The organism is Kitasatospora sp. NPDC059146 (assembly GCF_042786665.1).
GTDB lineage: Bacteria > Actinomycetota > Actinomycetes > Streptomycetales > Streptomycetaceae > Kitasatospora.
This window is the reverse complement of record NZ_JBHZCY010000015.1, coordinates 41,229-63,363: the sequence shown is the minus strand read 5'-3', so window position 1 is coordinate 63,363 and position 22,135 is coordinate 41,229. Positions and strand designations below refer to the sequence as shown.

The 22,135-nt window shown below is 74.3% G+C and carries 17 protein-coding genes; 11 read left to right on the top strand and 6 right to left on the bottom strand.

Annotated features, from left to right (window positions below; genetic code table 11):
- Positions 1 to 166: 166 nt before the first annotated feature.
- From ACFXPX_RS09545 to ACFXPX_RS09535, 3 genes are all read left to right on the top strand, one after another.
- The gene (locus tag ACFXPX_RS09545) at positions 167 to 1,456 is read left to right on the top strand and encodes an MFS transporter (RefSeq protein ID WP_380526244.1); all 1,290 of its coding nucleotides are present in this window, start codon (positions 167 to 169) and stop codon (positions 1,454 to 1,456) included.
- A 184-nt stretch (positions 1,457 to 1,640) separates the two neighbouring features.
- Positions 1,641 to 1,874, top strand: coding sequence for a hypothetical protein (locus ACFXPX_RS09540; RefSeq protein ID WP_380640389.1), 234 nt, complete (start codon positions 1,641 to 1,643; stop codon positions 1,872 to 1,874).
- A 148-nt stretch (positions 1,875 to 2,022) separates the two neighbouring features.
- The gene (locus ACFXPX_RS09535; protein ID WP_380640387.1) at positions 2,023 to 2,565 is read left to right on the top strand and encodes a methylated-DNA--[protein]-cysteine S-methyltransferase; all 543 of its coding nucleotides are present in this window, start codon (positions 2,023 to 2,025) and stop codon (positions 2,563 to 2,565) included.
- A 17-nt stretch (positions 2,566 to 2,582) separates the two neighbouring features.
- Here ACFXPX_RS09535 and ACFXPX_RS09530 read toward each other — a convergent pair whose 3' ends face one another.
- Complete coding sequence (locus tag ACFXPX_RS09530; RefSeq protein WP_380526250.1) at positions 2,583 to 3,629, bottom strand: ATP-grasp domain-containing protein; 1,047 nt, start codon at positions 3,627 to 3,629, stop codon at positions 2,583 to 2,585.
- A 330-nt stretch (positions 3,630 to 3,959) separates the two neighbouring features.
- Here ACFXPX_RS09530 and ACFXPX_RS09525 point away from each other — a divergent pair, with 330 nt between their 5' ends.
- Together ACFXPX_RS09525 and ACFXPX_RS09520 are read left to right on the top strand one after the other, a co-directional pair.
- Positions 3,960 to 5,381 (top strand): family 2B encapsulin nanocompartment shell protein, encoded by a 1,422-nt coding sequence (locus ACFXPX_RS09525; RefSeq protein WP_375881641.1) that lies wholly within the window; start codon positions 3,960 to 3,962, stop codon positions 5,379 to 5,381.
- 168 nt (positions 5,382 to 5,549) lie between these two features.
- Positions 5,550 to 6,599: a family 2 encapsulin nanocompartment cargo protein polyprenyl transferase gene (locus ACFXPX_RS09520; RefSeq protein WP_380640385.1), complete on the top strand. Its 1,050-nt coding sequence runs from the start codon at positions 5,550 to 5,552 to the stop codon at positions 6,597 to 6,599.
- Between the two features lie 113 nt (positions 6,600 to 6,712).
- Here ACFXPX_RS09520 and ACFXPX_RS09515 read toward each other — a convergent pair whose 3' ends face one another.
- Positions 6,713 to 7,753: an NAD-dependent epimerase/dehydratase family protein gene (locus ACFXPX_RS09515; protein WP_380640383.1), complete on the bottom strand. Its 1,041-nt coding sequence runs from the start codon at positions 7,751 to 7,753 to the stop codon at positions 6,713 to 6,715.
- A gap of 210 nt (positions 7,754 to 7,963) precedes the next feature.
- Here ACFXPX_RS09515 and ACFXPX_RS09510 point away from each other — a divergent pair, with 210 nt between their 5' ends.
- Together ACFXPX_RS09510 and ACFXPX_RS09505 are read left to right on the top strand one after the other, a co-directional pair.
- The gene (locus ACFXPX_RS09510) at positions 7,964 to 9,301 is read left to right on the top strand and encodes a DUF1254 domain-containing protein (protein WP_380595313.1); all 1,338 of its coding nucleotides are present in this window, start codon (positions 7,964 to 7,966) and stop codon (positions 9,299 to 9,301) included.
- Between the two features lie 93 nt (positions 9,302 to 9,394).
- Positions 9,395 to 10,729 carry a DUF1254 domain-containing protein gene (locus ACFXPX_RS09505; protein WP_380526259.1) on the top strand — a complete coding sequence of 445 codons (1,335 nt, stop codon included), beginning with the start codon at positions 9,395 to 9,397 and terminating at the stop codon, positions 10,727 to 10,729.
- Positions 10,730 to 11,150: 421 nt separating this feature from the next.
- Here ACFXPX_RS09505 and ACFXPX_RS09500 read toward each other — a convergent pair whose 3' ends face one another.
- Positions 11,151 to 13,115: a hypothetical protein gene (locus ACFXPX_RS09500; protein WP_380640381.1), complete on the bottom strand. Its 1,965-nt coding sequence runs from the start codon at positions 13,113 to 13,115 to the stop codon at positions 11,151 to 11,153.
- Positions 13,116 to 13,265: 150 nt separating this feature from the next.
- Between ACFXPX_RS09500 and radA the strand changes: the two genes are divergently transcribed.
- Together radA and disA are read left to right on the top strand one after the other, a co-directional pair.
- Positions 13,266 to 14,813, top strand: coding sequence for a DNA repair protein RadA (gene radA, locus ACFXPX_RS09495; RefSeq protein ID WP_375881658.1), 1,548 nt, complete (start codon positions 13,266 to 13,268; stop codon positions 14,811 to 14,813).
- Positions 14,814 to 15,015: 202 nt separating this feature from the next.
- Positions 15,016 to 16,074 (top strand): DNA integrity scanning diadenylate cyclase DisA, encoded by a 1,059-nt coding sequence (gene disA, locus ACFXPX_RS09490; RefSeq protein ID WP_350507754.1) that lies wholly within the window; start codon positions 15,016 to 15,018, stop codon positions 16,072 to 16,074.
- 209 nt (positions 16,075 to 16,283) lie between these two features.
- Here the strand turns inward: disA and ACFXPX_RS09485 are convergent, their stop codons facing one another.
- Positions 16,284 to 17,156: a hypothetical protein gene (locus tag ACFXPX_RS09485; protein WP_380640379.1), complete on the bottom strand. Its 873-nt coding sequence runs from the start codon at positions 17,154 to 17,156 to the stop codon at positions 16,284 to 16,286.
- A gap of 291 nt (positions 17,157 to 17,447) precedes the next feature.
- On the opposite strand from ACFXPX_RS09485, the gene ACFXPX_RS09480 reads away from it, so the two are divergent.
- Complete coding sequence (locus tag ACFXPX_RS09480; protein ID WP_380640376.1) at positions 17,448 to 18,365, top strand: A/G-specific adenine glycosylase; 918 nt, start codon at positions 17,448 to 17,450, stop codon at positions 18,363 to 18,365.
- Between the two features lie 83 nt (positions 18,366 to 18,448).
- Here ACFXPX_RS09480 and ACFXPX_RS09475 read toward each other — a convergent pair whose 3' ends face one another.
- Positions 18,449 to 20,044: an MDR family MFS transporter gene (locus ACFXPX_RS09475; protein WP_380522913.1), complete on the bottom strand. Its 1,596-nt coding sequence runs from the start codon at positions 20,042 to 20,044 to the stop codon at positions 18,449 to 18,451.
- A gap of 260 nt (positions 20,045 to 20,304) precedes the next feature.
- Between ACFXPX_RS09475 and ACFXPX_RS09470 the strand changes: the two genes are divergently transcribed.
- On the top strand, positions 20,305 to 20,943 hold the full coding sequence (locus tag ACFXPX_RS09470; RefSeq protein WP_380522912.1) for a TetR/AcrR family transcriptional regulator: 639 nt from the start codon (positions 20,305 to 20,307) through the stop codon (positions 20,941 to 20,943).
- A gap of 26 nt (positions 20,944 to 20,969) precedes the next feature.
- Here ACFXPX_RS09470 and ACFXPX_RS09465 read toward each other — a convergent pair whose 3' ends face one another.
- Positions 20,970 to 21,893, bottom strand: a complete 924-nt coding sequence (locus ACFXPX_RS09465; protein ID WP_380586256.1) for a M23 family metallopeptidase — start codon at positions 21,891 to 21,893, stop codon at positions 20,970 to 20,972.
- Between the last annotated feature and the right edge of the window lie 242 nt (positions 21,894 to 22,135).

Below are 22,135 nucleotides of genomic sequence, written 5' to 3'. Positions count from 1 at the left end.
CACCGTCCAGGTTAGCGGTGATCCGCAGTAAACCGCAGTTCAATGGCCACGAAAGGGCCGATTTACTGCGGCAGAACCGGCCCCTCCAGACATTGAGGCGAAAAGGCTCAACTTTCCCCCGGAAACCCTTGAACCCGGCTCCCCGGCGCGCGCAGACTGACTGCCCATGGCAGTGGAAACCGAACGGACCCCGGCCCGCCCCCGGCGGCCGGGAGACCGGCTCGCCGTGCTGCGCGAGCGTGAATTCACCCGCTTCTTCGTCGGGTACACGACCTCCCTCCTCGGCTCCTCGATGGCTCCGGTCGCGGTCGCCTTCGCGGTGCTCGACGGCGGCGGCGCGGGTGGCGGCACCGGCGGCAGCGGCACCGACCTCGGCTGGGTGATGGCCGCCCGGATCCTCCCGGTGGTACTGGTCCTGCCGGCCGGCGGGGTGATCGCCGACCGGCTGGGCAGCCGCCGGCTGATGCTGGGCACGGACGTCCTACGCGGCCTCGTCCAGGCGCTGTTCGCCGCACTGCTGGCGGCCGGGCACGCTCCGGTCCCGGCGATGGTCGTGCTGGTGGCGGTGTGGGGGGTCGGCGAGGGGCTGTTCATGCCCGCGTTCGGCGCGATCGTGCCCGCTCTGGTGCGCCGCGAGGAGCTGCGGGCGGACGGCAACACCCTGCTGGGGCTGGCGCGTTCGGTGTCCACGGTGGCCGGGCCCGCCCTGGCCGGGCTGGTCACGGCGACCCAGGGCCCGGCCGCGGTGCTGCTGATCGACGCGCTGACGTACGGCGTCGGGGCCCTGGCGCTGGCCGGCCTCCGGCTGCCCGGGCGGGTGCCGGCGGGCGGCGGGGAGTCGATGCTGCGGGAACTGCGCTCCGGCTGGTCGGAGTTCACCGCGCGCCCGTGGCTGTGGATCACCACCGTGCAGATGGGCCTGTTCAACCTGCTGGTCTGGGCCCCGTTCCTGGTGCTCGGCCCGCTCACCGCGCAGCGGGAGCTGGGCGGCGCCCGGGCCTGGGGCCTGGTGATGGGCGTGTACGGGGCCGGTGCGGTGCTGGGCGGGCTGCTGATGCTCGGTCGCCGCCCGGGGCGTCCGCTCGCGGTGGCGACCGTGGCCGGTCTGGCCTGGGCGCTGCCGTCCGCGGCGCTGGCGGCGGGGGTGGCGCTGCCCTGGGTGGTCGCGGGGGCGCTGGTGGCGGGGGTCGGCTCGGCGGTCTGCGGGACGCTGTTCAGCACCACCACCCAGCGCTGGGTGCCGGCCGAGCTGCTGGGCCGGCTGACCTCCTTCGGGGCGCTGGGCGCCTTCGTCCTCGGCCCGCTGGGACTGGCGGCGGCCGGTCCGCTGGCGGACCGGTTCGGCGCCGGTGACGTGTTGTTGCTCGGGGCGGTCTGGCAAGTGGCCGCCGGGGCCGTAGTGTTGGGCCTACCGGCCGTACGGAATCGACGCTGGGAGGAGGGCCCGGGCAGCTGACCCACCCCTCGGACGGCTCCGGGGCGCACCCCCGGCCACCACCGGTGCGGCCCACCGCGCACCGTGACCGGCCGGCCCCGGAGTGCCGCCGGTCGCTCCGCCCACGCGTGCGTGCCTCCGCGGCGGGCGGGGTGGCCGGGTCGGTCGTACGGTGGAGGGGCGGGGGTCACGGAGGAGGTTGACCATGCCCGGTTCGCTCACCATCGGCCACCACCAGGCCGCGGCCGTCCTGGACCACACCGATGCCGAACGGCTGGCCACCGTACTGGCCGAACTGGCCTACCTGCTGGAGATCCCGGGACCGAACCGGATCAACGAGGCGCAGCTCGCCGTGCTGTGCGAGGGCCGGGCGCCGGACCGCGCCGATCTGTCGCACTGGGCGCGGGCGCTGTCCGCGGAGCTCAAGGGGCAGCACTGAGGCCGGGGCCGCTCCCTTCCGGCACCCCGAGCCCGCACAACACCTCCGGCGCTCCGCCGCCCCGCCGTACGATGGCGAGCGGGGCGGACCAGCCCCTCGGACGCCGGTGCCCCCGCCGTCCGACCCGGTGGAGGGCGGGGGCCCGAGCGTGCCGCAGTCGTCGTTGTCCTGGCTGACCGTGCCCACCCCGCTGCCCAGCGGCCCGATGCACATCGCGGTGACGCCGCTGGGCGTGGCGGCGGCCGGTTACGGCGGGCGGGACGGCGAGGTGCCGCCGTGCACCGACCCGGCGAAGATCGCCGCCGTGACCGAGCGGATCGGCGCCTACCTGGTGGGCCGCACCCGCGAGTTGGGCCTGCCGATCGACTGGAGCCTCAGCTCCGGGCCGCACCGCGCCGTGCTGCGCACGCTCTGGGAGCAGGTGCCGTACGGGCAGACCGTCACCTACGGCGAACTGGCCGCCCGCAGCGGGGTGTTCGAGGACGTCACCGAGCCCGGCCTGGCCGCCCGGACGGTCGGGCAGATGATGGCCGCCAACCCGGTCCCGCTGCTGGTGCCCTGCCACCGGGTGGTGGCGGCGGACGGGATCGGCGGCTTCGGCGGCGGCCGGGTCGGGATCGACGTGAAGCGCTGGCTGCTCACCCTGGAGGGGGTGCTGGAGCCGACGCTGGACTGGAACGGCCCGCTCTAGGGTCCGTCGGCAAGCCCCTACGACCGCACCGGCACCCGCCGCGGCAGCACCGGCTGGATCCCCGACACCAGGGTGTACTCGATCCCCGCCACGTCCGGCGGCCCGCCGGCCTCGACCCGCTCCCCGAGCGCCAGCCGCACCGCGTCCCAGGCCAGGTTGAGCCCGCACAGCCCCAGTTGGTACAGCCCGGCGGCCGGGCGGGTGTTGACGTCGATGACCACCGGCCGCCCCTGCCACTCGCGGAACTGGACGTTGCACAGGTACGCCATCCCGCTCGCCGCGACCAGCCGCCGCACCGGCTCCAGGTAGCGCTCGTCGGTGGTGAAGCCCCGGCGGCGGCCGTCCTTGGTCCGTCCGACCACGGTGAGCGGGCGGCCGTCCCGGTCGGCCAGGCAGTCCACCGAGACCTCCGGCCCGTCCAGGTACGGCATCACCAGCAGGTCGAGCGGCTCGCCCCCGGCGGCGGGGGCGGCCAGTGCCGCGGCCACCTGGTCGACCTGCACCCGGTGGTCCCAGCCGGCCAGCCGGGCCGGGTCGTACGGTTTCCGGGTGAGGACCCGGAAGCCCGCGCCGCCCGCGCCGGTGGTGGGCTTGAGGCAGGCGGTGTGCCCGTCGTCCTCGATCCGCTCGACGGCGGCCAGCAGTTCGTCCGGGGTGCGGACCCGCCACCAGGGCGGGGTGGGCAGTCCGGCGGCGGCGATCGCGGCGTAGCCGTCCGCCTTGCCGGCGAAGGCGGCGACCGCGGTGGCGGGCGGGCAGAGCAGGGTGGTGCCGAGGGCCTCGAACTCCGGTAGGGCCAGGGCGACGGCGAGTTGGTGCAGTCGGGGCAGGAAGACGTCGACGGAGTGCCGGGCGCAGTAGTCGAGCGCGTAGCGGACGTAGGCGTCGGTGGGCAGGTCGGCGGGTTCCGGGGTGCCGTGGTCGGCGGCGGCGAGCACGGGGGAGTCCGGGTCGGCGTGGGTCGCGTGGACGACCACCGGGCGTGCGCCGGTGCGCAGTTGCTCGATGAAGTGGACGTTCTCGGAGTAGGTGCGGTTCAGCCAGACCCGTACGGGTGAGTTCATGCGACGCCTCCCGGACCGTAGTTGACGAAGGGTCAGGGCACCCTAGCGGTCCGTTCGACGGCTTCGAACGGCAGGGCGGGCGCGGACCGGATCTGTCAAGGGGTGGCGCGGGCGGGGCGGTCGATGGGGGAAGATGGCGGGTCGGGGTTCCGGTAGTTTCGAATAAATAGTCGAACAAATATCGATCAGGTGATCTAGTCGTACTATTTGTTCGGTTATTCGGAACCACTCGAATGAGTGATTGCGGGACGCCCCCGAACGGGCCCACCATGAAGCTGCAACATGAATGCGCAAGGCGACACTTCATCGGGCATGCGAAGGGCCTCCCTTATGTCGACCGAAACCAATGCCGGTATTCCTGCGCCGGGCGCGCAGCCGGAGATCCGGCAGCAGCAGTCACTGAGCACGGCGGGCGCGCGGAACCTCGCCACCACGACCAAGTCCGCGCCCCAGATGCAGGGCATCAGCCCGCGCTGGCTGCTCAGGATGCTGCCCTGGGTGGAGGTCTCCGGCGGCACGTACCGGGTCAACCGCCGCCTGCGCCACAAGGTCGGCCGCGGCCGGGTGGGTTTCGTCAAGACCGGTTCCGAGGTGCGGATCGTCCCGCAGACGCTGGCCGAGGTGCCGGTGCTGCGCGGCTACCAGGACGACGCGGTGCTGGAGGAGCTGGCCGGCCGCTTCGTGCAGCGCCAGTTCGCCCCGGGCGACGTCCTGGTCACGGCCGGCACGCCGATCACCGAGGTCTTCCTGATCGCGCACGGCAAGCTGGACCGGCTCGGCACCGGCAAGTACGGCGAGGAGACGGTGGTCGGCACCCTCGCCGACGGCGACCACCTGGGCGACGAGGCGCTCCAGGAGGAGGACGGTGCCTGGCCGTACACCGTCCGCGCCGCCACCTCCGGCACGGTGATGGCGCTCGCCTGGCCGTCCTTCCAGGAGCTGCACGACCGCTCCGAGTCGCTCCAGCTGCAGATCATGGAGTACCTGAACGGCTTCCAGCAGGCCCAGAACAAGCACGGCGAGGCGGCGATCGGCCTCTCCGCCGGCCACCAGGGCGAGTACGACCTGCCCGGCGCCTTCGTGGACTACGAGCTCAAGCCGCGCGAGTACGAGCTGAGCGTCGCCCAGACCATCCTCAAGGTGCACAGCCGCGTCGCCGACCTCTACAACCAGCCGATGAACCAGACCGAGCACCAGCTCCGGCTGACCATCGAGGCGCTGCGCGAGCGCCAGGAGCACGAGCTCGTCAACAACCCGGAGTTCGGGCTGCTGGAGAACGCCGAGTACGACCAGCGGATCCAGACCCACTCCGGCCCGCCCACACCGGACGACATGGACGAGCTGCTCAGCCGCCGCCGCAGCACCAAGATGTTCCTGGCCCACCCCAAGGCCATCGCCGCCTTCGGCCGGGAGTGCAGCAAGCGCGGCCTCAACCCGGGCACCGTCGAGGTCGAGGGCAAGCACGTCAACGCCTGGCGCGGGGTGCCGATCTTCCCGTGCAACAAGATCCCGATCATCGGCGGGCACACCAGCTCGATCATCGCGATGCGCGTCGGCGACCACAACCAGGGTGTCGTCGGCCTGCACCAGACCGGAATTCCGGATGAATACCAGCCGGGCCTTTCGGTCCGGTTCATGGGGATCGACGAGAAGGCCATCATCTCCTACCTGGTGAGCGCCTACTATTCGGCCGCGATCCTGGTCCCGGACGCCGTCGGCGTGCTGGAGAACGTGGACGTCGCCCAGCGCTGACGACGGGCTCCCGGCTCGGCCTCCGAGCCCGAATCCGCGCCGCCCGGCCGGGGCACCAGCCACCGGCCGGGCGGCGCGCCGCGGTGTGCACGGCCACCGGCCCGCCGCCCCGGCGCAACCCGGCCGCCCGACGGGCCGGCCGTCCCACGACATACGGGGGAGGAACCCATGACGAGCTCCACGCTGGAGCGGGACCACAAAGAGGGCCACGAGGCCGCGGACATCCTCGCCCGCGCCCGCGGCCTGGTCGACCCGGTCCTGCAGGCCGCCGTCGACTCGCTGCCCGGCACGATGCGCAAGGTCGCCGGGTACCACTTCGGCTGGTGGGAGGCGGACGGCACGCCCTCCGAGTCCTCCTCCGGCAAGGCGATCCGCCCGGCGCTGGTCCTCGCCGCCGCCCAGGCCCTCGGCGGCACCCCCGGGACGGCCGCCGCCGCGGCCGCCGCCGTGGAGCTGGTCCACAACTTCACCCTGCTCCACGACGACGTCATCGACCGGGACGACACCCGCCGCCACCGGCCCACCGCCTGGCGGGTGTTCGGCACCACCGAGGCCATCCTGGCCGGCGACGCGATGCACTCCCTGGCGCTGCGCCTGGTCGCCGAGGACGCCCACCCGGCCGCCCGCGGCTCGATCCGCCGGCTCGCCGACTGCGTGGTCGAGCTCTGCGAGGGCCAGCAGATCGACTGCGCCTTCGAACAGCGCAACGACGTCTCGCTCGCCGAGTGCCTGGCGATGGCCGAGGCCAAGACCGGTGCCCTGCTCGGCGCCGCCTGCGCGATGGGCGCGCTGTACGGCGGCGGCTCCGAGGAGGCGGCCCGGGCGATGGACGGCTTCGGCCGCGAGATCGGCCTGGCCTTCCAGCTGATCGACGACCTGATCGGCATCTGGGGGGACCCGACGGTCACCGGCAAGCCGGTCGGCGCGGACCTGGTCGCCCGGAAGAAGTCGTTGCCGGTGGTCAAGGCGCTCGGCTCCGGCACCCCTGCCGGGGCCCGGCTCGGCGAGCTCTACGCGCTCGAACGCCGGCTCACCGCCCAGGAGTTGGCGCAGTGCGCGGCCGCCGTCGACGAGGCCGGCGGGCGCGGCTGGGCGCAGGGCGAGTCCTGCGAGCGGATGGCCGCGGCGATGGCACAGCTGGCCGTGGCCGTACCGGAGCCGGCCGCGGCGGACGAACTGCTGGCGCTGGCCGAACTGGTGACCCGCCGCAGCCACTGAGCGAGGCCCGCCGGGGCGGGGAGCGACCCCCGCCCCCGCCCCCGCCCCCGCCCCCGCCCCCGCCCTCGGGCTCCGCGCTCAGGCTCCGCGCGAGGCCCCCGCCCCCGGGCGCCTCACCCGTGTGCGGCCAACAGCCGCTGCTCCTTGGCCGGTTCGATCCCCTGGGTGAACGGCGCCCCCGGCACCAGCTTCCGCCCCTCGGTGTCGGTGTCCTCGGCCGGTCCCCGGGCGCGCAGCCACTCCCAGGTGTCCCGGGCGGTCTCCGCGAACGGGCGGCAGCGCAGCCCGGCCGCCTCGGCGCGGCTGCTGTCGACCTGCCAGATGTACCTCCACTCCGGCAGGTCCGGTGCCCAGAAGGGCAGTTCGAGCCAGGGGCCGACCTGGTCCGGCCCCTCGGCCAGCAGGGCGGCGTCCCCGACCGGGACCAGTTCGGTGCCGGGCGCGCCTGCGAGCTCCCGGCAGGTCTCCAGCCACTGCCCGAAGGTGAGCCGCCCGGGCGGCGCCGTGGTGAGGAAGCGGCCGACCGTCCCGGCCGTCAGCAGGTCGAGCCCGAAGGCGGCGAAGTCCCGGACGTCGATCACCTGGATGGTCCGCTCCGGATCGCCGGGCGCGAGCACCCGCCCGCCGCGGGCCATCCGCTCCAGCCACCAGGGCAGCCGGCCGCCCAGCTCGTACGGGCCGATCAGGAGTCCGCTGCTGAGCACCAGGGTGCGTTCGGCGCCGAAGCCCGCCAGCACCGCGCGCTCGCCGCCCGCCTTCAACTCGCGCCCGAAGGGCTGGTCGGGCGGGGTGTCGGCGGGGCAGGGGAGGAGCGGGGAGTCCTCGGTGATCACCTGGGTGCCCCAGTCGGCGTAGGCGTGCACCGAGGAGACGAAGGTGTAGTGGTCGGCCCGTCCGCGCAGCAGCCGGGCGGAGAGCGCGGCCTGGGCGGGCTGACGGGCGGAGGTGTCGACGACGGCGTCCCAGCGGCGGCCCTCGACCAGTCGGGCGAGGTCCTCGGCACTGTCGCGGTCGCCCCGGACGGCCTCGACCCCGGGCAGGTCGGGGGCGCTGCGGCCGCGGTTGAAGGTGGTGACCTGGTGGCCGCGGGCGAGCGCCTCGGCGGCGTAGGCACGTCCGAGGAAGGACGAGCCCCCGAGCAGGAGGATCTTCATGCCACTCAGCCTGTCCCCGCCGGCCCGCCGCCACGCCCGGGTTAGCGCTGGGCAGAGCGCCGGACCGGATCCGCCCGCCGCGGGCGCCGCCCGACGTGCCACCCCCACCCACCCCCCTTAGCATCCCAGGTGTACCGATCTGCCCCGATCCGTCCTGATCCACCCCTTGTCTGCCCTTGTCTGCCTGATCCGGCCTGGGAGAGCGACAGCATGGTCAACCCGGCACTCGTCGATCCGGCCACCATCCGCGCGACCGCGGCCGAGGCCTGGATCCGCGCCCACCCCCTCCTGCGGAACTACCGGGCCCTCTACACCCAGGCCCTGGACGACGCCGACCCGGGCTACGTCGGCGGCTTCGGCGTCTTCCGCCACACCACCCGGCCGGCCGGGCCCGCCGACACCGACGCCGTCACCCCCGACAACGACACCCTCCCGTCCCGCGCCTGGCTCGACCTGCGCGCCGAACCCTGGGTGCTCTCGGTGCCCGCCACGGACGACTACCGCGCCCTCGCGGTGCACGAACTCGACACCCTGCCCGCCGGGTTGATCGGCTCCCGGACCACCGGCCAGGACGCCGGGGACTTCCTGGTGGCCGGCCCCGACTGGCAGGGCGAGGTCCCGCCCGGCATCACCGGCGTGATCCGCGCCGCCACCCGGCTGGTCGGCGTCGTCGGCCGCACCCGCCTGCCCGGGGACACCCCCGCCGACCTCACCGCACTACGGGCCGTCCAGGAGCAGTACCGACTGCGCCCGCTGCACGCGTACGCGGGCACCCCGGCGCCCGCCCCGGCCCCCGAACCGGTCTGGCCGGTCTGGCGCGACGAGGTCCCGGAGGGCGTCGAGTTCCTCACCTTCCTCGACTTCCTGCTCGGCTTCTTCCCGCCGACCGACGCACTCCCGCCCGCCGAGACCGCGCTGCGCGGCCGCCTCACCGACCTCGGCGTCGACGGCCGCGGGGAGTTCGAGCCCGCCGCCCTCCCGCTGGAGGTGCGGGCCGAACTCGGCCGCGGGATCGCCGACGGCCGCGCCCGGCTGACCCGGGCGGTCGCCGAACTCCGCGACTCCGCAGGCCTGTTCGGCACCCGCGAGGAACTCGGCGGGGACTTCCTCCGGCTGGCCGTCGCCGCCGAGCTCGACCCGTACGGCCTGCCCACCGAGGAGGTCTGGTACGGCCGTTGGGCAGCGGACGGCGAGGGCCGCCGCCCGCCGAACGCCGCCGACCGCGACCATCTGATCCGCTTCGCCCCGGACGCCCTGCCACCCGCCCGCTTCTTCTGGTCGGTGACCGTCTACGCGCTCCCCGGGCACCGGCTGGTCGACAACACCCTGGACCGCTACTCGGTCGGCGGCGACACCCCCGGCCTGCTCCGCGACCCGGACGGCGGCCTGACCCTCTACCTCCAGCACAAGCGCCCCGCCAACGCCGACCACTCCGCCAACTGGCTGCCCGCCCCGGACGGCCCGTTCGCCGTGGTGCTCCGGATCCACGGCCCGGAGGCCGCCGTACTGGACGGCCGCTGGCAGCCCCCGCCGCTCACCCCGCGCTGACCCCGTGCCGACCCCGCGCTGACCCCGCCCCGCCCTGACCCCGCCCCGCCCTGACCCCGCCCCGCCCCGGCGCCGACCCGACGAAGGACCCCGATGAACCTGCCCGAGCTGGAGGCCCTGGCCGCCGACGCCTACGTCTACGGCTACCCGCTCGTCGCCGGCCTCACCATGGTCGAGCGCTTCGCCAAGGGCGGCCTGGGCACCCTCCCGGCGGCGCCGTTCAACCACTTCAGCCACGCCACCCGGCTGGCCGGCCCCGGCGACCACTTCGTCTCGGTCAACAACGACACCATCTACTCGATCGCCCAACTGGACCTCTCCGAGGGCCCGCAGGTGCTGCACGTCCCGGACACCGCCGGCGCCTACTACGTGCTGCAGTTCATCGGGGCCTGGACGGACAACGTCGCCTACCTCGGCAGCCGCGCCACCGGCACTGCGGCGCAGACCTGGCTGGTCGTCCCGCCGGACTGGCACGGCACCGCGCCGGACCCGGCCCGGGTGATCGAACTGCCCACCACCGTCGGCACGATCGTCGGCCGGTTCGCCTGCGACGGCCCGGACGACCTGCCCCGGGTCAAGGCCCTCCAGGCCGCGCTCGCCCTGGAGCCGCTGGAGCCCGGCGGCCTGGTCGCCGGAGTCCCCGAGCCCGACCCGGACGTCCCCGAGCGGCTGGCCTTCTTCGAACGCCTGCGGGTGTGGATGCAGGCCTTCCCGCCGGCCACCCCCGACATCGAGTACCAGCGCCGCTTCGCCCCGCTCGGCCTGCTGGACGACGGCGCCTCCCCGTACCGCGCCGCGGCCGCCGAGTGGACCCTCGCACTCGCCAAGGGCCTGGCCGCCGGGCGGGAGCGGGTCGAGGACGCCACCCGCCCGCCCGAGGACCACCCGCTCGGCGAGTGGCGCTCGGCGCTCCACCTCTTCGACTACAACATCGACCACCTGGGCCCCGGCACCCTGGACGACCCCGAGTGGCGCATCCCCGACCGCCGCGCCGCCTACCTCAGCCGCGCCGCCGCCGCCCGGGCCGGCCTGTGGGGCAACCACGCCTACGAGGCCTCGTACGCGATGACCTACGACGACTCCGACGGCCGCCCGCTCACCGGCGCCAACAGCTACACCCTCCGCTTCGAGGAGCCCCCGCCGGCCGAGGCCTTCTGGTCCGTCACGATGTACTCGGTGCCGGACTACTACCTGGTGGAGAACCCGGAGGACCGCTACTCGATCGGCGACCGCACCCCCGGCCTGGTCTACGGCCCGGACGGCTCGCTGACCGTGACCCTCCAGCACGAACCGCCCGAGGACCCGACGGCCGCCGCCAACTGGCTCCCCACCCCGCTCGGCGAGTTCCGCCCGATCATCCGGCTCTACCGCCCGAAGCCGTCGGTCCTGGACGGCAGCTACCAGGTCCCCCCGATCCACCGCCACTGACGCCCCGCCCCCGCCTGCCCCCCGCTCCCGCCGCCCGGCCCACAGCACGCGGAGCAGGAAGTCGACCTGGCCGACTTCCCACTCCACGCGGTCTTGCGGCCGACCTCCCCGGGGTCCGTCTCCGAATTCCCGCCTGCGGGCCGATGCTCGGGCGCGCCTCCGGTGCACGCACCCCAACGCCGCCGCACCCGTGCCGCGTGGAGCAGGAAGTCGACCCGGCCGACTTCCCACTCCACGCGGCACCGCGGCCCGCCTGCCTAGGGCCTGTCCGGCGGATCTTGGCAGATCAGCGCGCGGCGTTGGGCGCCCGGCTGGGCGTGCGCCCGAGTCGGCCTCGTACTGGACGTACTTGGGCGATTCGGGTGTGCGTCCAGGCGGGATGCCCGGCGTCGCGCGCCTGGCAAGATCCGCCGGACAGGCCCTAGTGCCCCGTCGCCGCCCCCGTCGGGTGGGGCGAGGCGCCGGCCGTCGGAGACGCCGTGGTCGCGGGTGCGCTGCTCGGCGATCCGGAGGGGGACGGCGGGACCGTCCGGCTCGGCGTCGCGGTGGGCTGGGCCGGGGCCGTCGTCGAAGGCGACGCCGGCGAGGAGGGCGAGGCGGAGGCCGACGAAGGCCCCGAGGGCGCAGGCCCCGAGGAAGGCCCTGCCGAGCTCCCTGCCGAACTCCCCGTCGAGTCCCCCGACGAGGGCTCCGCCGAGGAAGACGCGGTACCGCCCCGGTTCTGCGGTCCGCCCTCCAGGGTGACCACCGCCTGGGAGGGCGGCAGCGCGATCCGGGCGGTCCAGTGGGTGGTGGGCGCGAGGTCCTCGTCCACGGTGACGATCACGGTGATCCGCTGCCCCGGCGCCAGCGTCCCCGAGTCGCGGCTGAGCCGGAGCCAGCCGGCGTCCGTCACCGCGTGCCAACGGATCTCCGTGGTGCCGGAGTTGGTGAGGGTGAGCACCGTCCGGCTGCCGTACTCCCCGGCCTCGACGGTGAGCAGCCCGGCGGGCGCCGGGTTGCCCGCGCCCGGCGCGGAGGCCTGTTCGACCGCGGGGGCCGGGGCGGCGACCAGGGCGGGGCTGCCGAGCGGGGTCGCGCCGCGGGCCGGCACGGGGACCAGCGGTCCCTGGAGGGTGAGCCGCGGAAAGCCGGGCAGCAACGTTTCTGCACCACTCCCGCCACCTCCGCCACCCGCCCCATTGCCACCCGCACCCGCCAGCTCCAGCCCGGGCATCCCCGCGCCGCCGCCCGCGCCCACCCCGGCCGACCAGGGCGGCCGCTGCCCGGCGTCCGACCCGGCCCCGTCCACCCGCACCGCCGACACCGAGGCCGCCGCCCCCGCCCCGGTGCCGCCCCGGTGCCCGGCCCAGAGCGCCACCACCGGCGCCGCCAGGACGGCCGCGAGCACCCCGGTGGTCACCACCCGCCGACGGACCACCAGGCTCCGGCCCGCGTCCGGCGCCCGGTGCCGGGGGAAGCCGCCGTGGTCGAAGCGCAGCCCCGGTTCGGCCGCCGCGGTACCCCGCCGCCCCGACACCCCTGCCACCGGAGGCTGCACCGCGCCGCCCACTGCGGCCGGCGCCGTCAGCAGCGGCAGCCCGGACAGTCCAGACAGCCCGGACAGTCCCGGCAGCCCGGACGCGCCCTCCGCCGCCCCGCCGGCGGCCACCCGCTCCGCCGTTCCCCGGCAGGTCGGGCAGTCCACCACGTGCTGCACCAGCTCCCGCCGCAGCGCCGGGCCGAGCACCCAGTCCCGCCAGGACTCGGCCCCGGCCCCGCCCAGCCGGTCCAGCTCGGGGCAGCTACCCACCCCGAGCACCAGCAGCGCCGCCCTGGTCCGGGCCACCTCGGCCTCGGCGGCGGCGAGCAGGGCCCGGGTCCGCTCGAACGGCAGGCCCAGGACGGCCGCCACCTCCAGCGGGGTCAGCCGGTGCCGGACGGAGAGCTCCAGCGCCTCGCGCTGCTCCGGGTCCGTACCGGCCGCCTCCGGCCAGGCGAGCGAGGCCAGCTCGCGCCGCCGCCGGACCGCCTCCGCCCCGGTCGGCTCCGCGCCGGTCGAATCGGCCCCGGGCCCCGCGCCGGTCCCGTCCTCCGACCCGCTGCCGCTCTCCGACCCGCTGCCGCTCTCCGGCCCGCTCCCGCCCTCCGAGCAGGCCCCGTCCGCGAGCCGCCGCAGGCAGCAGTACCGGGCCAGTGAGAAGAGCCAGGCCCGGACCAGTCCGGGCTCGGCCAGCCGGTTGCCGTGCCGCCGGGCCAGTTCGCGGACCTCACGCAGGGCGCCGGCCGCCGCGTCGTGCTCGCACAGCACCGAGAGGCAGTAGGTGAACAGGCCGTCCACCTGCCGGTCGTACGCCGCGAGCACGGCGTCCGCAGCCCCGACGGGCCCAACAGTTCGCGTTGTCACCCGTCCGACGGTAGGAGCAGCGGGCGGTCCGTCCCCGCCGTTCGCCGCGTATGTACTTCTTTCGGGTAACAACATCGCCCATCTGTGTGGGCGCGCGTCCGGTCCGGCGGTGGTCCTCCGCTGTCACACCCAGCCGCTACCGTGGGCCGCATGCCTCCGCGTTCCAAGACCACCGCCAAGCCGCGCCCGGCCTACCGCTGCACCGAGTGCGGCAACCAGCTGCCGAAGTGGGTCGGCCGCTGCCCGGAGTGCAACGCCTGGGGCACGGTCGAGGAGTACGGCGCGGTGCCGATCCGCACCACCGCCGCGGGCCCGGTCAGCGCGCCCGCGCGGCCGATCGCCCAGGTGGACGGCCAGGTCGCGACGGCCCGCTCCACGGGCGTGCCGGAGCTGGACCGGGTGCTCGGCGGCGGCCTGGTGCCCGGCGCGGTGGTGCTGCTGGCCGGCGAGCCCGGCGTCGGCAAGTCCACCCTGCTGCTGGACGTCGCGGCCAAGGCGGCCACCGACCGGCACCGCACGCTCTACGTCACCGGCGAGGAGTCGGCAGGCCAGGTCCGGCTGCGCGCCGACCGGATCAACGCGCTCTCCGAGCACCTCTACCTCGCCGCCGAGCAGGACCTCGGCGCGGTGCTGGGGCACATCGAGGCGGTCAACCCCGGCCTGCTGATCCTGGACTCGGTGCAGACCATCGCCTCCGCCGAGCTGGACGGCGCCCCCGGCGGCCCGGCCCAGGTCCGCGAGGTGGCGGGCGCGCTGATCCGGGCCTCCAAGGAGCGGGGCATGGCCACCCTGCTGGTCGGCCACGTCACCAAGGACGGCCAGATCGCCGGCCCCCGCCTGCTGGAGCACCTGGTGGACGTGGTGCTGAGCTTCGAGGGCGACCGGCACGCCCGGCTGCGGCTCATCCGCGGGGTCAAGAACCGCTACGGCGCCACCGACGAGGTGGGCTGCTTCGAGCTGCACGACGAGGGCATCGTCGGCCTGGCCGACCCGTCCGGCCTCTTCCTGACCAGGCGTGACAAGCCCGTCCCGGGCACCTGCCTCACCGTCACCCTGGAGGGCAAGCGCCCGCTGGTCGCCGAGGTGCAGGCGCTGATGGTGGATTCGCAGATCCCCTCCCCGCGGCGCACCACCTCGGGCCTGGAGTCGCCCCGGATCGCGATGATCCTGGCCGTGGTCGAGCGGCACGGCGGGGTGAAGCTCGGCAAGCAGGACATCTACACCGCGACGGTCGGCGGGGTGAAGCTCACCGAGCCCTCCGCCGACCTCGCGGTCGCGCTCGCGGTGGCCAGCTCCTCCACCGACACCCCGCTGCCCAGCAACCTGGTGGCGATCGGTGAGGTCGGCCTGGCCGGCGAGGTGCGGCGGGTGACGGGTGTGCAGCGCCGGCTGGCCGAGGCGCACCGGCTGGGCTTCACCCACGCCCTGGTCCCGCCGGACCCGGGCAAGGTGCCGCCGGGCATGAAGGTGGTCGAGGTGGCCGACATCGGCGAGGCGCTGCGGGCCATCCCGGGCCGCCGCCGGGCCGCCGCCAAGTCGCGCTCCGAGAGCCGCTCCGAGACCCGCGGTGAGGCCCGTACGGAGGGGCGTGGTGAGGCTCCGTCGGCCCCGCCGGCGCCCCGCGCACCCCGGGTCCCGGCGTACCCGGAGGAGCTGATGGACGGCTGGGAGCCGCTCGACTCCGATGAACTGCGCTGACCCAAGCCCTGCCGAAGCCGCACGCAGTTAGACTTTCCCCAGTCTCATTGGCCAGAAGGCAGTACCGGAGCGGTACTGAGCGACAGAGCAACAGACCGCGGACCGGCGCACGGCGCGAGGCGCGCGGCACGGGGTCGACCGGAGGAGTCACGTGGCAGCCAGCGACCGGGGGGCGGACAAGGCCTCCCGTGAGGAGGCCCTGCTGCGGGCCTCCCTCACCGCCATCGCGCCCGGTACCGCGCTTCGTGACGGACTGGAACGGGTCCTGCGGGCCAATACCGGTGGCCTGATCGTGCTGGGCTTCGACAAGACCGTCGAGCCGATCTGCACCGGCGGCTTCGTCCTGGACGTCGAGTTCAGCGCGACCCGCCTGCGCGAGCTGTGCAAGCTCGACGGCGCGGTGGTGCTGGACAAGGACATCACCAAGATCGTCCGGGCCGGCGTCCACCTGATGCCGGACTCCACCATCCCCACCGACGAGACCGGCACCCGCCACCGCACCGCCGAGCGGGTCAACCGGCAGACCGGCTACCCGGTGGTCGCGGTCTCGCACTCGATGCGGCTGATCGCCATGTACGTCAACGGCACCCGCCGGGTGCTGGAGGACTCCACCACCGTCCTCTCCCGCGCCAACCAGGCGCTGGCCACCCTGGAGCGCTACAAGCTGCGCCTGGACGAGGTGGCCGGCACGCTCTCCGCCCTGGAGATCGAGGACCTGGTGACGGTCCGGGACGTCACCGCCGTGGCCCAGCGCCTGGAGATGGTCCGGCTGATCGCCACCGAGATCGCCGGCTACGTGCTGGAGCTCGGCATCGACGGCCGTCTGCTCTCGCTCCAGCTGGACGAGCTGATCGCCGGTGTGGAGCCGGAGCGCGAGCTGGTCGCCCGGGACTACTTCCCGGAGCGCGCCGCCAAGAAGGGCCGCACGGTCACCGAGGTGCTGGCCGACCTGGAGGCGCTCACCCACGCCGAGCTGCTGGACCTGCAGACGGTCGCCAAGGCGCTCGGCTACTCCGGCACGCCGGAGTCCCTGGACTCCGCCGTCTCCCCGCGCGGCTACCGCCTGCTGGCGAAGATCCCGCGCCTGCCCAACACGGTGATAGAGCGCCTGGTCGAGCACTTCGGCGGCCTGCAGAAGCTGCTCGCGGCCAGCATCGACGACCTGCAGACGGTCGAGGGCGTCGGCGAGACCCGGGCCCGCTCGGTCCGCGAGGGCCTGTCCCGCCTTGCCGAATCGTCCATCCTGGAGCGCTACGTCTGACCGGACGCGGACGCGCAGCGGACCACGAACGGCCCCCGGAGAAACGCTTCCTCGGGGGCCGTTCCGCGTCCCCGGACCCCGGACCCCGGACCCCGCGGCACGGAGCGGCCGACGTGCCGCCGGGCCGACGCACCGACGCACCGACATGCCGACGTGCGGAGCCCCCGACCGTTCGGCGGCCGGGGGCTCCGTGGGGACGTGACGGGCGTTCAGCTGTCCAGTCGGATCGAGGTCCGGGCCGACACCTTGTCACCGGAGAGCCCGGTGAGCTCCGCCAGCACCACGTACGTCCCGTTCGCCGGGGCGGTCTGGTCGGCGGTCGCGCACTGCGGCTTGCTGCGGCTGCGGTCCCAGGTGAAGGTCTCGGTCTGGCTGCCGTTCGCCGGGATCTGCACCCAGATGTTGCCCTTGTCGGGCGGGCAGTCGCCGGAGGACCAGACCCGGTCGTTGTTGCTGCCGCTGCTGACCGTGATCACGGAGGCGGTGCGGCCCAGGTCCACCCGGCAGTTGGCGCCGGAGGAGTTCTTGACCGTCAGCGCCAGCTTGGGCTTGTCCTTGGGCTGGTACGAGTTCTGGGTGCCGGCCAGCTCCAGGGCGACCTGCGAGGAGGAGCAGACCGGGAGCGCCATCACCTCGGCGGTGTTCACCGCCGGGGCGCCACCGCCCGAGCCGCCGGCCCCGCCGGGCGCCGGGCTGCCGCCACCGGAACCGCCCGCGCCGCCGGACCCGCCCGAGGCACCGGACCCACCGGTCCCGCCCGAGCCGCCGGTCCCGCCGCCGCCGCCACCCGTGGCGCCGCCGCTGAGGCCGACCTCGCTGCCGCCGCCGCTGGCCACCGGCCCGCCGCCGGAGCCGCCGGCCGGGTGCGCCGCGGGGCCGCTCGGCGAGGCGCCGGGCGTGATCGCCTGAGCGGGCGTCTGGCTCTGGGACGGTACGGGCTGCGCGGCCTTGCTCGACGAGCCGCCGTCACCGCCCCCGCCCTGATCGGTCATCAGCCAGGCGATCAGGGCGACGACCGCCGCGACGGCGACGAGCACGACGACACGCCGACGCCAGTAGATCGAGGCCGGCAGCGGTCCCACGGGTTGACGCAAAGAGGGCACGATCAAACTCTATGGGACTGCGTGTGGCGATTGACTCACCAACACCGCACAGTCGCCCCTTCTTTCACATGATCCGCCATTTGATCCGTTCGAGGGAGTCCTTTCACCCGGATGCCCGGCCGGAAACCGGCGGAGAACCGGCCGGAGACCCGCTGGAGTCCGCGTGGAGCCCGGGTGGCGACCCGAGCGGAAACCGGGGGAGAACGGTCCGTCCGGAGCCGCCGCATCCGCTTCGATCCGGCTCCGCGGCCGTGGGAGGATCGAAGGGCCATGACTGCCATCACCGCCACCGAAGCCGCCCCCGCGCCGCCACTGCCCCTGCCGCTGCTGCACTCGACCGTCATCGACTGGTACGAGGCCAGCAAGCGCGACCTGCCCTGGCGGACCCCCGACGCGACGCCCTGGGCCGTCATGGTGAGCGAGTTCATGCTCCAGCAGACCCCGGTGAAGCGGGTGCTGCCCGCCTGGCAGGCCTGGATGACCCGCTGGCCCACCCCCGCCTCCCTCGCCGCCGAGGCGCCCGGCGAGGCGGTCCGGATGTGGGGCCGGCTGGGCTACCCGCGCCGCGCGCTGCGCCTGCACGCGGCCGCCGTGGCGATCACCGAGGAGCACGGCGGGGAGGTCCCGGACGACCACGCCACGCTGCTCTCGCTGCCCGGGGTGGGGGAGTACACCGCCGCGGCCGTCGCCTCCTTCGCCTTCCGCCAGCGGCACGTGGTGCTGGACACCAACGTCCGCCGGGTCTTCGCCCGCGCGGTGACCGGCGTGGAGTACCCGGCCACCGCCACTACCGCCGCCGAGCGCCGCACCGCGACCGCGCTGCTGCCGGACGACGCCGGGACGGCCGCCACCTGGGCGGTCGGCGTGATGGAGCTGGGAGCCCTGGTCTGTACCGCCCGAGGCCCGGAGTGCGGGGAGTGCCCGCTGTTCACCGTCTGCGCCTGGCAACGGGCCGGCCGCCCGCCGTACGAGGGCCCGGCCCGGCGCGGCCAGACCTTCGAGGGCACCGACCGCCAGGTGCGCGGCAAGCTGCTCGCGGTGCTGCGCGAGGCGCACGGCACCGTCCCGCAGGCCCGGCTGGACGCGGTCTGGCCGGACGCGGTGCAGCGCGCCCGGGCCCTGGACGGCCTGGTCGCCGACGGCCTGGTCGAGCCGGTCGAGCAGGGCGTCTACCGGCTGCCCCAGTAGCCGGCGGCGAAGCCCCCCCGGACAACGAGGACGGCGCCCCCGGGAGATCCCTTCCCGGGGGCGCCGTCGTCCGTGGGCGGTCGTCAGACGGCCGCCGCCTCCAGCGAGGCCTCGGCCGGCTTCTCGCCCTTGCCGGTGCCGCGCAGCGGCACCTCGCGCAGGAACAGTGCGGCGGCGATGGCGATCACGGCCACCCCGGCGCCCCACAGGAAGACGGTGTGCATGCCGTTGGACACGGCGTGGTGGTAGGCGTCCTGGACGACCTCGGGCAGCTTGCGCAGCTCGGCCGGGCTCACCTGGCCCGGGTCCTTCGCCCCGCCGCCGGCCGAGGCCTGCTCGCCCAGGCGCGAGGTCATGGTGTCCTTCACCCGGTTGTTGAACAGGGCGCCGAACAGCGCGACACCGAAGGAACCGCCGATGGTGCGGAACAGGGTGGCGGTGGAGCTGGCCACGCCCATGTCCTTGAGCTCGACGCTGTTCTGGGCGACCAGCATGGTGATCTGCATCAGGAAGCCCATGCCCGCGCCGAGCACGACCATCCAGCAGGCCGAGGTGAAGCTGCTGGTCCCGACGCCCATGGTGGAGAGCAGGACCATGCCGGCGGTCATCACGACGGTGCCGATGATCGGGAAGATCCGGTACTTGCCGGTCTTGGTGACGGCCTGGCCGACCACCAGCGAGACGACCAGCATGCCGAACATCATCGGCATCAGCAGCAGGCCGGAGTTGGTCGCCGAGGCGCCCTGGACGATCTGCTGGTAGAGCGGCAGGAAGACGGTCGAGCCGAACATCACGAAGCCGACCACGAAGCCGATGATCGAGACCAGGGTGAAGTTCAGGTTCTTGAAGAGGCTCAGCGGGAGCATCGGCTCCTGGGCCCGCTGCTCCACGTAGCAGAAGGCGATCAGCGAGGCGACGGCGAGCGCGGCCAGGCCGAGGATCTCCTTGGAGCCCCAGGCGTACTGCTGGCCGCCCCAGGTGGTGATCAGCACCAGCGAGGTGATGCCCGCGGTGAGCAGCACCGCGCCCGGGTAGTCGATCCGGGCGGTGTTGGTGACCTTCGGCAGCTTGAGGGTGACGACGACCACGGCGAGGGCTATCAGGCCGAGCGGCAGGTTGATGTAGAAGGTCCAGTGCCAGCTCAGGTGGTCGGTGATGAAGCCGCCGACCAGCGGGCCGCCGATGGTGGCGAGGGCCATCACGGCGGCGAACATGCCCTGGTACTTGCCGCGGTCACGCGGCGGGACGAGCGCACCCATGATCGACATGACGCCGACCATCAGGCCGCCGGCGCCGAGGCCCTGCACGGCGCGGAAGCCGATCAGCTCGTTCATGTTCTGGGACAGGCCGGACAGCGCCGAGCCCACCAGGAAGATCACGATCGAGGTCAGGAAGATGCCCTTGCGACCGTAGAGGTCGCCGAGCTTGCCCCAGATCGGGGTGGAGGCGGCGGTGGCCAGGGTGTACGCGGTGACCACCCAGGAGAGGTGCTCGGCGCCGCCGAGGTCGCCGACGATGGTCGGCATCGCGGTTCCGACGATCAGGTTGTCGAGCATGGCCAGCAGCATCGTGACGACCAGGCCGACCATCACGAGGCGGATCTCGCGGGGTGACCGCGGCTGCTCCTCCTCGGTCGCCTTGTCCTCCGGTACCGGGCCGGCGGTCTTGGACTGTGACATGGGGTGGGGTCTCCCGGAGGGGTGTTTCGGACGGGCCTCGCGCCGCGGTGCGGATCACTTACTTGACGCCCGGCTAGTTTATCGATCGTCGGCACGGTAGGCTTTTTACTAGCCGGTCGTCAAGCCAGTTTTAAGACCGAGCGCCTGGGCAGGGAGAATGGGCCCGGGGCGGACGCCACCCTGGGTCCGCAGCCGTCACCGCAGCAAGTCACCGCAGCAAGTCACCGCAGCCGTCACCGACGCAGTCAACGAGGCAGGCCATGGGCACTCCGCACAGCCCCCGCAGCGACACCCGGGCTCGCATCATCGAGGTGTCGTTGGAGCTCTTCTCGGAGCAGGGCTACGAGCAGACCTCGCTGCGTGAGATCGCCGACCGACTGGGCGTCACCAAGGCCGCGCTGTACTACCACTTCAAGACCAAGGACGACATCGTCCTGGGCATCGTGGAGCGGATGGCCGCGCCGATCGACGAGATCATCGCGTGGGGCCGGGAGCAGGAGGCCTGGAGCCCGGAGATGCGCGACGAGTTGATCCGGCGCTACGCGGACGGGATGACCGAGCGGGCCCCGCTGCTGCGCTTCTTCCACGAGAACCAGCCCGCGCTGCGGGAGTCCCCGGCCGGGCTGGCGTTCCGGGAGCGCGTGATCACCATGATGCAGCTGGTGCACGGACCCGACGCCGGGTTCCGCGACCGGCTGCGGGCCACGATGGCGCTGTTCACCGCCCACTCGGCGTTCTTCCTGCTCAAGCAGGACTCCTCCGACTGCGGCGAGACCGAGAACGTGTGGGGCGAGAAGCTGCCGGCCGCGGACCTGGAGGAGGCGCTCGAAGCGGCCCGCGAGGTCGCGCTGGAGATCAGCAGCCGGATCGGCCGACCCACCACCGGCACCACCGGCTGATCACCGCGGCACCGCGGCACGGCGTCCTAGAACGCCGTGACGCCGTGCGCGGAGAGGTAGGCGATCGGGTTGACCACCGCGCCGTAGCGGTTGCTGGTGCGGATCTCGAAGTGCAGGTGCGGCCCGGTCGAGTTGCCGGTGTTCCCGGACAGTCCGACCCGTAGGCCCGCCGGCACCCGGTCGCCGGCCGACACCGAGACCGCCGACAGGTGCGCGTACTGCGCGAAGTGCCCGTCGGCCAGCCGCAGCACGACCTCCTTGCCGTACGCGCCGTCCCAGCCGGCCGAGACCACGGTCGCGTCGCCGACCGCCAGCACCGGCGTGCCGGGGGAGACCGCGAAGTCCACCCCGGTGTGGTACCCGGCGGCGTAGCTGCGGTTGGGCTTCCCGAACGGGTTGCTGGTCGGCGCGTCCGGCGCCGGCGCCGACCAGTCCGGCGCGGGCGCGGGGTCCGGTGCGGCCTCCGGCTGCGCGCCGGGCTGCTCGGCGGGCGCGGGCTCCGCAGCGGCCGGGTCGAGCGGCAGCAGGTTGGGCGCCACGGCCACGAAGGCCTGCGCCGAGGCGGCGTCGTCCGGCAGCTTGTACGGGCTCGGCCCGGCCACCTGCACCAGGCCCGGGTTGGGCACCTCCGCCCGCGGGGCCGTGAAGGCCGAGCTGCCGGGCGTGGTCGGCCGTACGGTCTGCGCCGAGGCGCTGCCCGGAGTGGCGATCAGCAGCACGCCCGCCAGCAGCGCGGCGGCCGCCCCGGCCGAGGCCACCGCGTGGTCGCGCTCGGTCCGCTGCCGGCTGCCCGGCAGGGTGGCGTGCCGGGGGGTCGTGAGCAGCCGCAGCGACGGTACGGCGCGGCTGCGGACGGCCTGGCCGATCCGCGGCTGCCAGACGGCCGCCTGGGCCGTCGCGCGGACGGCGAGCCGGCGCAGGGCCGGCCCCACGGGCGGGACGTTGGACATCGCGGGTCGTACCTCACGGTCGTGCGGGGGCAACACGGAAACGCCCGGTCGGGCGGTCGGCTGCGCTGGGGAGCACTCAGCTTTAACCGTCACCGAGCGCAGCCCCAAACCCGGCGATGTACTACCCCGTGTAGTCGGCGTGGCGCCGGGATTCCCGCCGACGGAGTAATGATCATGAGATCGGATCGCCGAGGCCCGACCGGGTCCACGCCGCGGTCCCGCCCCGCCGACTACTAGGCCCG

Coding starts and splice junctions, on each gene's coding strand:
- ACFXPX_RS09520 (WP_380640385.1), top strand. CDS start 5,550: ATGACGAGCTCCACGCTGGAGCGGGACCACAAAGAGGGCCACGAGGCC.
- ACFXPX_RS09505 (WP_380526259.1), top strand. CDS start 9,395: ATGAACCTGCCCGAGCTGGAGGCCCTGGCCGCCGACGCCTACGTCTAC.
- ACFXPX_RS09525 (WP_375881641.1), top strand. CDS start 3,960: ATGTCGACCGAAACCAATGCCGGTATTCCTGCGCCGGGCGCGCAGCCG.
- ACFXPX_RS09480 (WP_380640376.1), top strand. CDS start 17,448: ATGACTGCCATCACCGCCACCGAAGCCGCCCCCGCGCCGCCACTGCCC.
- ACFXPX_RS09540 (WP_380640389.1), top strand. CDS start 1,641: ATGCCCGGTTCGCTCACCATCGGCCACCACCAGGCCGCGGCCGTCCTG.
- ACFXPX_RS09510 (WP_380595313.1), top strand. CDS start 7,964: ATGGTCAACCCGGCACTCGTCGATCCGGCCACCATCCGCGCGACCGCG.
- ACFXPX_RS09465 (WP_380586256.1), bottom strand. CDS start 21,893: ATGTCCAACGTCCCGCCCGTGGGGCCGGCCCTGCGCCGGCTCGCCGTC.
- ACFXPX_RS09475 (WP_380522913.1), bottom strand. CDS start 20,044: ATGTCACAGTCCAAGACCGCCGGCCCGGTACCGGAGGACAAGGCGACC.
- ACFXPX_RS09545 (WP_380526244.1), top strand. CDS start 167: ATGGCAGTGGAAACCGAACGGACCCCGGCCCGCCCCCGGCGGCCGGGA.
- ACFXPX_RS09470 (WP_380522912.1), top strand. CDS start 20,305: ATGGGCACTCCGCACAGCCCCCGCAGCGACACCCGGGCTCGCATCATC.
- radA (WP_375881658.1), top strand. CDS start 13,266: ATGCCTCCGCGTTCCAAGACCACCGCCAAGCCGCGCCCGGCCTACCGC.
- ACFXPX_RS09530 (WP_380526250.1), bottom strand. CDS start 3,629: ATGAACTCACCCGTACGGGTCTGGCTGAACCGCACCTACTCCGAGAAC.
- ACFXPX_RS09515 (WP_380640383.1), bottom strand. CDS start 7,753: ATGAAGATCCTCCTGCTCGGGGGCTCGTCCTTCCTCGGACGTGCCTAC.